This is a genomic window from Streptomyces sp. NPDC005408 (assembly GCF_040606445.1).
GTDB lineage: Bacteria > Actinomycetota > Actinomycetes > Streptomycetales > Streptomycetaceae > Streptomyces.
Map to the genome: position 1 here is coordinate 157806 of NZ_JBEXEX010000002.1, position 13571 is coordinate 171376.

A 13571-nucleotide genomic window follows, 5' to 3' on the forward strand; every position below is an offset into this window, starting at 1 on the left:
CGGGCGGGCCAGGAGGCTGGGGAGCACCGGGCGCACCCGGAGCGCCGGGCGCGCTCGGCGGCTGCGGGCCCTCCGGGCCTAGCTGCGAGACAAGCTGGGTCGGCAGATAGCCACCTGCCGGAGCACCGGGAGCACCCGGCCCAGACGGCGGCGGCGTCGCCCCGGGCCGCGCGCCCGGAGTGCCGGGGGCGCCGGGCGGCGGCGGAGGCGTCGAGCCGCCGCCGCGGGAGGCACCGCGCGCGGCACGCGGCGGCACGACCGCCTTGCTCGTGGCCGCGTCCGCGATGTCGGCGGCGCCCTGCCCGCCCGGTCCCGCGGGCGCACCGGCGCCCGGCTGGTTCAGCGCCGGGGCGACCGTGGTCCGCGGAAGCCGGCTGCCGCCCGACATCAGCGCGGTCGGCGCGTCCGCGCCGGAAGCCGGCGGCGGGGTGTCGTCGTCCGCCCCGGAGATCGGCGGCGCGAAGACGGTGGCGGGCAGCGGTACGGACGCGTCGTCCGAACCGGCCGCGCTGGTGTCCGTCCACGGGGTGGCCCCGGACGGCGTGGCGGGCACACCCTCGGAGGCGGTGGGCTCGTGGTTACCGCCACCAGCGCTGGGCCAACCGGCCCCGTCCTGCGAGGCGTTGGCTCCTGATGACGCGGCCGGGGATCCGGCCGACGACCCGGCCTCGGGCCATGCAGAACCGGACGCGGACGAGGAACTCCCGCCCGCCTGCGACGCGTTGGGCCCCGCGGCAGCCGAAGCCGCAGCGGGCGCCGACCAGTCGGCCCCCGACGACGGCGCACCCGCGCCCGCCGGCTCGGCCGCACCTGAAGCCGTAACCACGGGCTCACCCGCAGGCGGACCCACAGGCGACGCCCCCGAAGCCGCACCCGAAGGCGTACCCGAAGCCGGCCCAGGACCTGAAGCCGAAGCCGCGGCCGCGGCCGCGGCCCCCGCACCCGCACCCGGTTCCGGCGACCGCCGGTCCGGGATTCCGATCTTGTCCGCCGCCTCCTGGAGCCATTCCGGCGGGCTCAACAGGAACGACGTCTGGTTCAGGTCGATCCGCTGCGGCGGCTCCGCCGCAGCAGCGGCCGCGGCCTCGTCCTGTATCCCGTACTCCTCCTCGTACCGGCGGATCACCTCACCCACCGGCAGTCCGGGCCACAGCGTCGCCTCACCGCTGTCCCGGGCGATCACCAGACGCTGCTCCCCGCCGCCCGAGCGCGCCCCGCCCTCGCGGTCCTCCGCCCACACCACGAAGCCCAGCTCGAACTCCCGCACCCGCACCTCACGGTGCTGGTACGCGGGCACATCGCCGTTGACCCACTCTTCCGCGCGCTCCTGCGCCTGCGCGAAGGTCACCATCGGACCGTCACCCCTCGTCCGAGATCGGGACGGCGCGCGCGAAGCCGCCGTCCACCATCAGGTTCGCCACGGTCTCCAGCTCCGGCGGGTTACCCGCCAGACGACGCAGAAAACCGTCGAAGTCGTCGCCGCACGGCAGCAGCAGCCGCTCCACACGCTGCTGCACGTCCAAGCCGTCCTGGTCGCGTGCGTCGTCGTACGCGCAGAACCACACCGAGCCGATCGCCGAGCCCCTGACCTTCACGGCCAGGATCCCGCCCTGGACGAACGCGACGCCCAGATAGTCCTTCGTCAGATGGTCCCGCAGGCACTTGTTGACGTACACCAGATCATTGACCGCGGCCTCGTCCCGCACCGTGAAGAACGGCTGGTCGACCAGCAGCCCCAGCTCGGCGTCGAGCGCCGCACCGACCGGGGCGCAGCCGCCCGCCGCCTTCAGGAAGGTGCGGTACGCGCCGGGAAGCCGGTATCCCAGATCCTCCTCGACGCCGAGCAGCTGCTGCTCGGTCACCGAGACCACGCCCTTGGGCAGCCCGAAGTGCGCGGGCCGGGTCTCCTGAAGCGGCCGGGTGCCGCGCTTGCTCTGGTCCACGGGCGTCGTCGCCAGACCGCCGTGGTGCCGCAGCAGCGCCTTCACCTCGACGGGAACCAGTTCGAGCCGGCGTGTGCCCGGGACGTGGTGCCACGTCCAGCCGTGCGGCGTGGCGACCGCGGGGATCGTGTCCCACAGCGCATGGCCGTCGGCGTGCAGCGCCGCGTTCGCCGATACGTAGTCGGTGAGCCGCAGTTCGTCGACGCCGAAGCCCTCCGGGGGCTCCGCGATCTCCGCGGCGGCACGCGCGTAGGCTGAAAAGTCCGGATAGCCGTTCTCGTCCACACGCACACCTCTGGGGTGGCGGGAGGCCCGGACCGGGTCCGGGAAGTTCACGACCTGCCCGGCGTAGGCGGCGTTCGGTGGCGCGGCCTTGTGCCCGAGCCGACCTGTCGTCATGGCGGTTGCCCCCTGCTGCGTTCCGGCTGGTTCAGGACAGCCTATGCGGTGGTGCAACAGGGAGGTCCGACGCTCCACTTCCATCACCAACAGTCACAATCGTGTGACCGAATGCCGACGGGTCGACACGTTTCAGTGCCCCCGCTTCCACACCACCCGTCCCATTTGGCAGGCTGTCCCAGCAACTCGGGGGAGTGCAGGGAGGGGACGAGCACACCATGCACACAGCGCAACCGAATACTTCAGGTGATCCACGCCTCAGCTGGAGCAGCACCGAGGCTCACCAGCCGCCCGCGCTGGGTCACCGCCGCGACGGCATCCTGCCCGCCGTCGCGGCCGCACTTTCCGTACGCGGCGAGACCCTCACCTGCACTGCCGGAAAGGCCGACCAGCCGCCCGCACTTCACGCACTCGTACAGGATTTCCTCGACACCCTCACCAGCGGACAGCGCGAACGCTTCACCGGGCGATGTCCCGAGGCGATCCTGCTCTCGCGTCAGCTCACAGCGGCGGAGTCGCAGCGCTCGAAGCGGGCGCAGCGCAGGCCGCTGACCCACAGCGAGGCCAAACGGGCGCTGAAACAGGCGAAGTTGACGGCGCGTAGGATCCGCGAGGACGGCGACCCGCTGCACGGAAGTTACGCACCACCCTGCCGGTCCTGTACGGCGATGCTCGACCACTTCGGGGTACGCCCCGTCGATCCGACCGCACCCGAGAACGGCTGATCCCGCACCCATGCCCGACCACCTGAGCACCACCCGGTTCCCGGTCGCCGTGGACGCAGCCCTGCGCGAGGCCGGCTGGCAGCCCGGCCGCTGGGACATCAAGCTGGCCGAGCACTGGGCGGACACGCTGCGCGCGTATGTCTCGCCGGGCGGGCACCGGCACACGGTCTTTCCGGCGGCCGTCGAGGCCTGGGCGGAGTTCGGGGGACTGCGCGTGACGGCACCGGGTCCGGGGCGGCAGACAGCGCCGACGCCCGTTCACTTCGACCCGCTGGCCGGGCTGCATCTCGCGCGCACGCTCGCGGATCTGGGGCGGGCGCTGGACACCGAGGTCGCCCCGCTCGGGGAGGAGGGCGACAGCCAGGCCGTGCTGGCCATCGACATCGAGGGCCGGGTCTACAGCCTCGACCACACGGGCGACTGGTACCTCGGCCCGGACATCGACCAGGCGCTCACCACCATGGTCACGGGCATCCAGCCGTCCCGCCTGACCCTGGGCTGAGGGACCACGCGGACCGTCAGGCCGGTTCCGGGCACCCGTCCCCGTCCGGCAGTACCGCCGACACCCGGAAGCCGCCCGCGTCCGTCGGCCCGGACACGAACACCCCGCCCAGCGCCAGCACCCGCTCCCTCATCCCCACCAGGCCGTTGCCGCCGCTCGGCAGCCCCGCGGCCGCGGCCGTGCCACTGGCGTCCGGGGCGCCGTTCTCCACTTGCATGGCGACCTCGGCGTCGCGGTGCGCGAGCCGCACCAGCACCTTCGCTCCGGCCGCGTGCTTGTGGACGTTCGTCAGGGCTTCCTGGACCACGCGGTACGCGGTCTGCTCGACTTCCGGCGCGTACTCCCGCACCTCGCCGTGGACCGCGAGCTCGACCACCATCCCTGCCTGCCGGGACTGGCCCACCAGGCCCTCCAGGTCGGCCAGGCCGGGCCCGTCGTCGGCTGCGGCAGCCGCGGCGGCGGCCGCGGCGACCCCCACGGCGGCCAGCGGCACCGGCTTCACCCCGCGGTGCTCGTTCTCCCCCGCCCGCAGCACCCCGAGCATCTCCCGCAGCTCGGTCAGCGCCTGCCGGCCCATGTCCCCCACCAGCGCGGCGTTCTTCACGGCCTTCTGCGGATCCTTCAGCGCGACCGCCTGCAGCGCGGCGGCGTGCACGACCATCAGGGAGACGCGGTGTGCCACGACGTCGTGCATATCCCGCGCGATCCGGGTCCGCTCCTCCGTACGCGCCCACTGGGCCCGTTGCTCGGCCCGGTCGGCCAGCAGCGACAGCTCCTGTTCCAGCGAGTCCGCGCGCTCCCGCAGGCTCTCCATGAGCCGGCGTCTTGCCCCTATATACAGGCCGAAGAGCACCGGCGGCGCGGTCAGGCCGAGCGACATGAAGCCCGCCATGGTCGGTACGTACCAGGCGCCGGGCTCCGGATCGAAGTCCGCGGACGACACGTCCTGGCGTACCCGTACGAACGTCACGATCAGCGTCGCGGCCAGCGACATCCCGGCGAGCGTCGCGGTGATCCGGCGCGGTATGTCGGACGCGGCGAGCGTGTAGAGCCCGACGACGCCCATGAGATAGCCCATCTCGGCCGGAGTGGTCGCGATCGACACCAGCACCACGGCGATCGGCCATCGCCGCCGCAGCACCAGTACGGATCCGACGACCAGCCCGAACAGCACTCCGACGGGCACGGGAATCGCGGCCTTGTCCGCGAACCCCACACCCTCCAGAGCGCACTCAAAGGCGGAGACGAGCCCGAGCCCCACATCCAGTGCGACACTGCGCCGCCGTCCCCACCACAACCAGCTGCGGGCGGTCCCGCCCGTGCCGTCCTGGTGTGCCCCCGTTACGGTCATGTCTTCCAGCCTACGGGCGGGCGCGACTCATTTTCCTGGGAGTACGAGCAGCCCCGGCGACAAGTCCCGTCGCACCGAGGGCGGGTGGTACGGCATAGTGTGGGGTGCCGAGTCGACAGCCCGGAGATACGTCCGGATTGCTCGCCTCCGCTATCCCCCGTGGTGTAATTGGCAGCACAGTGGCTTTTGGTGCCATTAGTCCGGGTTCGAGTCCTGGCGGGGGAGCCTCTCACTTCGGGTTCTGACTCACAGGGTCAGGACCCGCCCTTAATTGGCCCCTGAAACCCCCCGGTATCCTTCGGATGTCCACCACCCGAAGCCGAAGGGCATTCCCGTGAGCGCCAACCGCCCGGCAGCCGTCGTCGTCCTCGCAGCGGGTGAGGGCACCCGCATGAAGTCGAAGACCCCCAAGGTCCTGCACGAAATCTGCGGGCGCTCGCTCGTCGGACATGTCGTCTCCGCGGCACGCGAGCTCGACCCCGAGCACCTCGTCGTCGTCGTCGGTCACGCGAGTGAGCAGGTCAAGGGGCATCTCGCCGAGCAGTACGCCGGCACCCGCACCGCCTTCCAGGCCGAGCAGAACGGCACCGGGCACGCTGTCCGGATGGCGCTCGAAGAACTCGGCCGGACCCCCGAGGGCACCGTTGTCGTCGTGTGCGGCGACACCCCCCTCCTCTCCGGCGAGACGCTCACCGCGCTCGCCGCGACACACACCGCCGACGGCAATGCCGTGACCGTGCTGACCGCCGAGGTGCCGGACTCCACCGGCTACGGCCGGATCGTGCGCGACGGCGTCACCGGCGCCGTCACCACGATCGTCGAGCACAAGGACGCCACCGAGGAGCAGCGCGCCATCCGGGAGATCAACTCCGGCGTCTTCGCCTTCGACGGGCAGCTCCTCGCGGACGCGCTCGGCAAGGTGCGTACGGACAACAGCCAGGGCGAGGAGTACCTCACCGACGTCCTCGGCATCCTGCGCGAGGCCGGCCACCGCGTCGGCGCCTCGGTCACGGGCGACCACCGCGAGATCCTCGGCATCAACAACCGCGTCCAGCTCGCCGAGGCGCGCAAGCTGCTCAACGAGCGCCTCCTGGAGCGGGCGATGATGGCCGGAGTCACGGTCGTCGACCCGGCATCGGTGCTCCTCGATGTGACGGTGACCTTCGAGCGGGACTCGATCGTGCACCCGGGCACCCAGCTGCTGGGCGCGACGCATCTGGCCGAGGGTGCCGAGGTCGGCCCCAACTCGCGCCTCAAGGACACCGTCGTGGGCGCGGGCGCCCGCGTGGACAACACGGTGGCGGACTCCGCGGTCGTCGGCGAATCGGCCTCGGTCGGTCCGTACGCGTATCTGCGCCCCGGCACGAAGCTCGGCCTCAAGGCCAAGGCCGGTACGTACGTGGAGATGAAGAACGCCACGATCGGCGAGGGCACCAAGGTGCCGCATCTCTCCTACGTCGGCGACGCGACGATCGGCGAGTACACGAACATCGGCGCCGCGAGCGTGTTCGTGAACTACGACGGCGAGGCGAAGCACCACACGACGATCGGCTCACACTGCAAGACGGGCTCGGACAACATGTTTGTGGCTCCCGTCACGGTCGGGGACGGCGCGTACACCGCGGCCGGCTCGGTCATCACGAAGGATGTGCCCGCCGGTTCGCTGGCGGTCGCCCGCGGCCAGCAGCGGAATATCGAGGGCTGGGTGGCTCGCAAGCGCCCCGGAAGCGCTGCCGCCCAGGCGGCCCAGGTGGCAACGGAAGAAGTCGCCGACGAGAACTGACCGGAAACGGGGGCGCCGATCTCGGCGTACCGTGATACGTGCACACAAATTCGGCTGGCTCGCGCTCAGTACACCCGCGGCCAGAGAACACGTCTGAGGAGACAGTGCTGTGACCGGGATCAAGACGACCGGCGAGAAGAAGCTGATGCTCTTCTCCGGCCGCGCCCACCCCGAGCTGGCCGAGGAGGTCGCGCACCAGCTGGGTGTCGGCCTGGTGCCGACGAAGGCTTTCGACTTCGCGAACGGCGAGATCTACGTCCGCTTCCAGGAGTCGGCCCGCGGCGCGGACTGCTTCCTGATGCAGAGCCACACGGCTCCGATCAATAAGTGGATCATGGAGCAGCTGATCATGATCGACGCTCTGAAGCGGGCCTCCGCCCGGAGCATCACCGTGATCATCCCGTCGTACGGCTACGCCCGGCAGGACAAGAAGCACCGCGGCCGCGAGCCGATCTCGGCCCGGCTCGTCGCCGATCTGCTCAAGACCGCGGGTGCCGACCGCATCCTCACGGTCGATCTGCACACCGACCAGATCCAGGGCTTCTTCGACGGCCCCGTCGATCATCTGTCGGCGCTGCCGGTCCTCGCGGACTACGTGGGCGCGAAGGTCGACCGCAACAAGCTCACCGTCGTCTCCCCCGACGCCGGCCGCGTGCGCGTCGCCGACCGCTGGTGCGACCGTCTGGACGCCCCGCTGGCGATCGTCCACAAGCGCCGTGACAAGGACGTCGCCAACCAGGTGACCGTCCACGAGGTCGTGGGTGAGGTCGAGGGCCGTGTCTGTGTCCTCGTCGACGACATGATCGACACCGGTGGCACCATCTGCGCCGCTGCGGACGCCCTGTTCGCGCACGGCGCGGAGGACGTGATCGTGACGGCGACGCACGGCATCCTGTCCGGCCCGGCCGCGGACCGTCTGAAGAACTCCAAGGTGAGCGAGTTCGTGTTCACGAACACGCTGCCCGACCCGGGCGACCTCGAGCTCGACAAGATCACGGTGCTGTCGATCGCGCCGACGATCGCGCGCGCGGTGCGTGAGGTGTTCGAGGACGGTTCTGTGACGAGCCTCTTCGAGGAGCAGGCGTAACCGCCACAGTCGTGTGCGAGTGAAGGGCCGCACCCGGTGGGTGCGGCCCTTCTCGTTGATCGATTCGGTCGCTCGGCGGACTCCGCGTAGACTGTCCGAGTTGCTCGGCGAGGGAGGCCGTACCTGTAGGTACGGCGGTCCGTTATCGACGCGCTCTTCGTAGCAGGCCTGTCGTGGCCGGGTGACCGCCACCAGATCTTTCTGCAATACGAGGAGTGCACATGTCCGAGGTGAAGCTCGCCGCCGAGATCCGTTCCGAGTTCGGCAAGGGTGCGGCCCGTCGCGTCCGCCGTGAGAACAAGGTTCCCGGTGTTCTGTACGGCCACGGTTCCGACCCGATCCACATCTCGCTGCCGGGCCACGAGCTGCTGCTCGCCCTGCGTACCTCCAACGTGCTGCTCGCCGTGGAGATCGAGGGCAAGACCGAGCTGGCCATCCCGAAGGCCGTCGTGCGCGACCCGCTGAGGGGCTACCTGGAGCACGTCGACCTGCTCATCGTGAAGCGCGGCGAGAAGGTCAACGTCGAGATCCCCGTGCACACCGAGGGCGAGCTCGCCCCGGGTGCGTACCTGGTCGAGCACGTGCTGAACGCCCTGCCGGTCGAGGCCGAGGCCACGCACATCCCCGAGTCCGTCACGGTCTCCATCGCGGGCCTCGCGGCCGGTGACTCCATCCTCGCCAAGGACATCACGCTGCCGTCCGGCACGACCCTGGCCGTCGAGGACGACACCGTCGTCCTGCAGGTCCTGGCCGCACAGGCCGAGGAGCCGGCCGCCGAGGCCGAGGGTGAGGGCGTAGAGGCCGTCGAGGCCTGAGCCGAAAGACACCGCCTAAGCTCTGCCTGAGCTTGGCTTGACGGGGTGGCGGGCTGCGGCCCGCCACCCCGTTTCCCTGTCTGTTCCTGTCCGTACGCAACCGCACGCGAGGAGACGCAGCGCAGATGTCCGACGCGAACGCCCCTTGGCTCGTCGTGGGCCTCGGCAATCCCGGGCCCGACTACGCCGCGAACCGGCACAACGTCGGGTTCATGGTCGCCGACCTGCTCGCGGAGCGCATCGGCGGCAAGTTCAAGCGTGCGCAGAAGACGCAGGCGCAGGTCGTCGAGGGCCGGATCGGCCCGCCGGGAGCCGCGAACCGCCGGGTGATCCTCGCCAAGCCGATGTCGTACATGAATCTCTCCGGCGGCCCGGTCACCGCTCTGCGGGACTTCTACAAGGTGCCGGTCGCCAACATCGTGGCGATCCATGACGAGTTGGACATCGACTACGGCATGCTGCGGCTGAAGCTGGGCGGCGGCGACAACGGGCACAACGGCCTGAAGTCGATGACCAAGGCGATGGGCGCGGACTATCACCGCGTACGGTTCGGGATCGGCCGTCCGCCGGGCCGGATGCAGGTCGCGGACTTCGTGCTGAAGGACTTCTCCGCGACCGAGCGCAAGGAGCTCGGCTACTTCGTGGACCGCGCGGCGGACGCCGTGGAGTGCCTGGTGATCGAGGGCCTTGAGCGGGCGCAAAGTACGTACAACTCCTGATAAGCCCGGGCCCGAGGTTGACCGAGCGCGCACCTATGGCCAAGGATCGCGCCCCATGAGCTCGAACCGGACCCGCATGCTCCTCTACGGCCGTCGTGCCGCGATGGCCTGTGTTGCCGCGCTGCTCATCGTCGCGGGCTTCTGGTCGTCGTGGGGCGACGCACAGCACGTACTGCTCGCGAAGGGCCGCGAACACGGCACGCTCACGGTCGCCGACTGCGGCGAGAAGACCTGCACCGGCCCGTACGACCCGGAGGGCACGGCGGCACCCCGCAAGGGCATGACGATCGAGAAGTCGGTCGCCGTGACGAAGGGCGCGAAGCTTCCGGTCGTCGTGAAGCCGGGCACCGACGAGCTGGTCCGCACCGGCACGGCGGGCGTACTGCACGCCTGGCTCCCGATGGGAGGCGCCCTGCTGCTTGCGGCTCTGGTCATCGGCGGCGGGCTGCGGCTGAACCGGATCGCCTGGGCGACCGCGGCGGCGGGCGGGGCACTGCTGGTGGGAGCGTTCCTCGCGCTCTGAGCCCGGACCCGGGGCACAGACCGAGTCACGGCCCCGAGTCACGGCCCTCAGCCCCCAACCGCCTTACCGGAACGCCACATTCACCTGATCGTTATCCAGGACTATTGGGGCAATCGATGACTCTTGGTGCGGATGAGTCAGCACGTGTATTGACCGGCGCACGGGTTCACAGGACGCTGAGCCGCCCCCCACGGCATCCGTCCCTTCTCCCCCGTTGGATTGCCCATGCGCACCCTCAGGTCCACCGGCGCCCTGGTGGCGGCAGCGGCGCTCTCGCTGCTGACCGCTCCCGCCGCGCACGCCACCTCTCCCGGCGACAACGGCACCGTGAAAATCCACGACGCCAAGACCGGCGAAGAACTCCGCAGGAACGAGCCGCACGTCTGCTCGTTCTACCTCGACGCCTTCGGCTTCGACAGCGGCCAGAAAGTCGACTGGAAGATCGTCGAGATGCCGCCCACCGGCACCAAGGACAAGCTCGCGGACAGCGGTTCGCTGACCCTGGACGGCGAGGGTCACGGCCGTACGGACGACAAGAACCTGCCCGACGGGCACTACAAGCTCACCTGGAACTTCGACAGTGAGCACGGCGCGGGCAAGCACAAGGTCTTCTGGACCGACTGCGAGGGCGACGACAAGCCGGGCGAGGAGCCGACCGGCAAGCCGTCCGACAAGCCCTCCGAGAAGCCGACGGCGGAGCCCACCTCATCGGCGCCCGCCTCCACGGCCCCGACGGCCGCACCGTCCCCGTCCGCCAACGGCGGCGGTGACCTCGCGGAGACCGGTTCGAGCGCACCGCTCGGCGCGATCTCGGCGCTCGCCGCGGCCCTGGTCGGCGCCGGCGGCTACCTGGCCGCCCGCCGCCGCAAGGCCCACCAGCACTGACGAGCGAGCACACTGCGGCCCCCTCCCAGTGCCGGGAGGGGGCCGCAGTGCGTGCCGTCAGCCCGTGTTGCGCAGGCCCGCCGCCACTCCGTTGACCGTCAGCAGCAGCGCACGCGACAGCAGCGGGTCCGGCTCCTCGCCCTTCTCCGCCGCCGTGCGCTGGCGCGCCAGCAGCGAGACCTGGAGGTAGGAGATCGGGTCCAGATAGGCGTCGCGGATCGCGAACGTCTGCTGAAGCGCCTGGTTGGAGTCGAGCAGCCGCTCGCCGCCCGTGATCCGCAGCACCTCCCGCACCGTCAGCTCGTGCTCCGCCTCGATCGCACCGAAGACATGCTTCAGGTCCTCGGGCACGAGCGTGTCGACGTAGTGGCGGGCGATCCGCAGGTCCGTCTTGGCCAGCGTCATCTCGACGTTCGCGATGAAGTTCTGGAAGAAGTGCCACTGCTCGCGCATCTCGTCCAGGACCGTGTCCAGGCCCGCCTGGCGCAGCGCCTTCAGGCCCGAGCCGACACCGAACCAGCCCGGCACGATCTGCCGCGACTGCGTCCAGCCGAAGACCCACGGGATGGCCCGCAGACCGTCGAGACCGGCCCCGCTGTCCGGGCGGCGCGACGGGCGCGAGCCCAGATGGAGGTCCGCCAGCTGGTCCACGGGCGTGGATGCGAAGAAGTACGCGGGCAGATCCGGGTCCTCGACCAGCTTCCGGTACGCGTCGTGGGCCGCGTCCGAGACCGTGTCCATCGCCGCGTCCCAGCGGGCCAGCGCCTCGTCCGACTGGCGCGGCGAGGTGTGCAGCGCCGAGGCCTGGAGCGTCGCCGCGACCGTCAGTTCCAGGTTCTCCCTGGCCAGCGACGGGATCAGATACTTGTCGGAGATGACCTCGCCCTGCTCGGTCACCTTGATCTCGCCCTCCAGCGTGCCCCAGGGCTGCGCGAGGATCGCGTCGTGCGAGGGGCCGCCGCCGCGGCCGACGGTTCCACCGCGGCCGTGGAAGAGCCGCAGCCGTACGCCGTAGCGGTGCGCGACGTCACGGAGCCTGCGCTGGGCACGGTGGATCTCCCACTGCGAGGTGGTGATGCCGCCGAACTTCGACGAGTCCGAGTACCCGAGCATGACCTCCTGGACGTCTCCGCGCAGGGAGACCAGACGCCGGTACGACGGGTCCGCCAGCATCCCGTCGAGGATGACGTCCGCGGCCTTCAGCTCGTCCGTCGTCTCGAGCAGCGGCACGATGCCGATCTTCGCCCAGCCCGCATGCAGATCGATCAGTCCGGCCTCGCGCGCCAGCACGGCGGCCGCGAAGACGTCGTCCGCGCCCTGGCACATCGAGATGATGTACGACTCGATGACCTCGGGCCCGAAGCGCTCGAAGGCCTCCTTGACGGTGTGGAAGACCCCGAGCGTCTTCTCGCCCGCCGCGTCCAGCGGCGCGGGCGTGGGCGCCAGCGGCCGCCGCGAGCGCAGCTCCTTGGCGAGCAGCTTCTGCCGGTAGTCGCGCGGCATGTCGGCGTACCGCCAGGACTCCTCGCCGAGACGGTCGAAGAGCTGCCCGAGGGCGTGGTGGTGAGCGTCGGCGTGCTCTCGTACGTCCATCGTCGCCAGCTGCAGTCCGAAGGCCGCGAGTGTGCGGATCGTACGGTCCATGCGGCCGTCGGCGAACAGCCCGCCGCGGTGGGCGCGCAGCGACGTCTGGATCAGGGTCAGATCGTGCAGCAGCTCGCCCGTGCCGAGGTAGTCGCGGCCCTCCGCATGCGGCGTGCCCTTGGCGAGGCGCTCGCGGGTGTTGACGAGCTTCTGCCGGATGCAGGTGGCCTTGAGGCGGTACGGCTCCTCGGCGTTCAGCCGCTTGTAGCGGGGGCTGATCTCCGGCAGCAGCTCCAGGTCCGTCCGGAGCGAGCTCAGCAGCTCCTCGGTCGCACCGGCGTAGCGGATGGAGTTGGAGAGCAGTCCGCGCAGGCTGTCGATGGCATCGAGCGCGTCGGTGATGCCGTGCTCGTGCTGGAGGATCAGCACCTCCCAGGTCACCGCGGGGGTGACATTGGGGTTGCCGTCGCGGTCGCCGCCGATCCAGGTGCCGAAGGTCAACGGCCGGGTGCCCGCGGGCAGTTCGACGCCGACCCGCTCCAGTTCCGCGGCGAGGTCCTCCAGGACGTCGCCGACGGCGCCGGCGTGCAGCTCGTCCAGGTAGTAGATGGCGTTGCGCGCCTCGTCGGCCGGTTCGGGCCGTACCACGCGCAGCTCGTCGGTCTGCCAGATGAGGTCGATGTTCTCGGCGAGCCGCAGATCGTGCCGGCGCCGGTCGGCGGGGCTGACCGGGCTTTCGAGGAGCTCGGCGATGCGGCGCAGCTTGTTCAGTACGGAGCGCCGGGCGGCCTCGGTGGGGTGCGCGGTGAACACGGGCCGGACGTTCAGGTTCCTGACCGTCTCGCGCAGATGCTCGGGGTCGGCGTCCTTGAGCCGGTCCGCGGTACGGGCCAGCAGACCGCCCTCGGCCGCGCGCCGCTCGCGCATCTCGTGGCCGCGGTGGACCTGCTCGGTGACATTGGCCAGATGGAAGTACGTGGAGAAGGCGCGCACCAGCTTGGCTGCGGTCTCCAGGTCGGTGTCGCCGAGCAGCTCGGCTGCGGCCTCACCATCGCTGCGCGTCAAGGCGCGGACCCGCTCGACGAGCTCCAGGAGCCCGGGGCCTTCCTGCCGGACGAGGGTCTCGCCCAGAAGGTCGCCCAGTCGGCGGATGTCGGCGCGCAGTTCGGCACTGGCGGTGAGGGTCTGGTCGGCACTGCTCACAGGTGCGGCTCCTTGCAGTGTTTGAGCACGTCTGGAGGGTTCTGGAGGCTGC

At 70.7% G+C, this 13571-nt stretch carries 11 protein-coding genes, 1 tRNA gene and 1 pseudogene; 9 read left to right on the top strand and 4 right to left on the bottom strand.

The window, feature by feature from the left end:
* Together ABZS64_RS02740 and ABZS64_RS02745 are read right to left on the bottom strand one after the other, a co-directional pair.
* A pseudogene (locus ABZS64_RS02740) lies at positions 1–1351 on the bottom strand (hypothetical protein); the annotation flags it as partial.
* 7 nt (positions 1352–1358) lie between these two features.
* Positions 1359–2342: an SMI1/KNR4 family protein gene (locus ABZS64_RS02745; protein ID WP_355822351.1), complete on the bottom strand. Its 984-nt coding sequence runs from the start codon at positions 2340–2342 to the stop codon at positions 1359–1361.
* 218 nt (positions 2343–2560) lie between these two features.
* On the opposite strand from ABZS64_RS02745, the gene ABZS64_RS02750 reads away from it, so the two are divergent.
* Together ABZS64_RS02750 and ABZS64_RS02755 are read left to right on the top strand one after the other, a co-directional pair.
* A complete protein-coding gene (locus tag ABZS64_RS02750) occupies positions 2561–3067 on the top strand; it encodes a YwqJ-related putative deaminase (protein ID WP_355822353.1) in 507 nt (168 codons plus the stop codon).
* A 10-nt stretch (positions 3068–3077) separates the two neighbouring features.
* The gene (locus tag ABZS64_RS02755) at positions 3078–3569 is read left to right on the top strand and encodes an SUKH-3 domain-containing protein (RefSeq protein WP_355822355.1); all 492 of its coding nucleotides are present in this window, start codon (positions 3078–3080) and stop codon (positions 3567–3569) included.
* Between the two features lie 16 nt (positions 3570–3585).
* Here ABZS64_RS02755 and ABZS64_RS02760 read toward each other — a convergent pair whose 3' ends face one another.
* Positions 3586–4920, bottom strand: a complete 1335-nt coding sequence (locus ABZS64_RS02760) for a histidine kinase (RefSeq protein WP_355822357.1) — start codon at positions 4918–4920, stop codon at positions 3586–3588.
* A 153-nt stretch (positions 4921–5073) separates the two neighbouring features.
* On the opposite strand from ABZS64_RS02760, the gene ABZS64_RS02765 reads away from it, so the two are divergent.
* The 7 genes from ABZS64_RS02765 to ABZS64_RS02795 all read left to right on the top strand — a co-directional run bounded on the left by ABZS64_RS02765 (position 5074) and on the right by ABZS64_RS02795 (position 10732).
* Positions 5074–5145: transfer RNA gene (locus ABZS64_RS02765), tRNA-Gln, on the top strand.
* Positions 5146–5254: 109 nt separating this feature from the next.
* Positions 5255–6703, top strand: coding sequence for a bifunctional UDP-N-acetylglucosamine diphosphorylase/glucosamine-1-phosphate N-acetyltransferase GlmU (gene glmU / locus ABZS64_RS02770; RefSeq protein ID WP_355822359.1), 1449 nt, complete (start codon positions 5255–5257; stop codon positions 6701–6703).
* A gap of 109 nt (positions 6704–6812) precedes the next feature.
* Complete coding sequence (locus tag ABZS64_RS02775) at positions 6813–7790, top strand: ribose-phosphate diphosphokinase (RefSeq protein WP_355822360.1); 978 nt, start codon at positions 6813–6815, stop codon at positions 7788–7790.
* A 221-nt stretch (positions 7791–8011) separates the two neighbouring features.
* Positions 8012–8605 carry a 50S ribosomal protein L25/general stress protein Ctc gene (locus ABZS64_RS02780; protein WP_355822362.1) on the top strand — a complete coding sequence of 198 codons (594 nt, stop codon included), beginning with the start codon at positions 8012–8014 and terminating at the stop codon, positions 8603–8605.
* A gap of 125 nt (positions 8606–8730) precedes the next feature.
* Positions 8731–9324: an aminoacyl-tRNA hydrolase gene (gene pth, locus ABZS64_RS02785; protein WP_355822364.1), complete on the top strand. Its 594-nt coding sequence runs from the start codon at positions 8731–8733 to the stop codon at positions 9322–9324.
* A gap of 55 nt (positions 9325–9379) precedes the next feature.
* Positions 9380–9847: a hypothetical protein gene (locus ABZS64_RS02790; RefSeq protein WP_355822366.1), complete on the top strand. Its 468-nt coding sequence runs from the start codon at positions 9380–9382 to the stop codon at positions 9845–9847.
* 225 nt (positions 9848–10072) lie between these two features.
* A complete protein-coding gene (locus ABZS64_RS02795) occupies positions 10073–10732 on the top strand; it encodes an LPXTG cell wall anchor domain-containing protein (protein ID WP_355822368.1) in 660 nt (219 codons plus the stop codon).
* A gap of 57 nt (positions 10733–10789) precedes the next feature.
* Here ABZS64_RS02795 and ppc read toward each other — a convergent pair whose 3' ends face one another.
* Positions 10790–13519 carry a phosphoenolpyruvate carboxylase gene (ppc, locus tag ABZS64_RS02800; RefSeq protein WP_355822370.1) on the bottom strand — a complete coding sequence of 910 codons (2730 nt, stop codon included), beginning with the start codon at positions 13517–13519 and terminating at the stop codon, positions 10790–10792.
* Between the last annotated feature and the right edge of the window lie 52 nt (positions 13520–13571).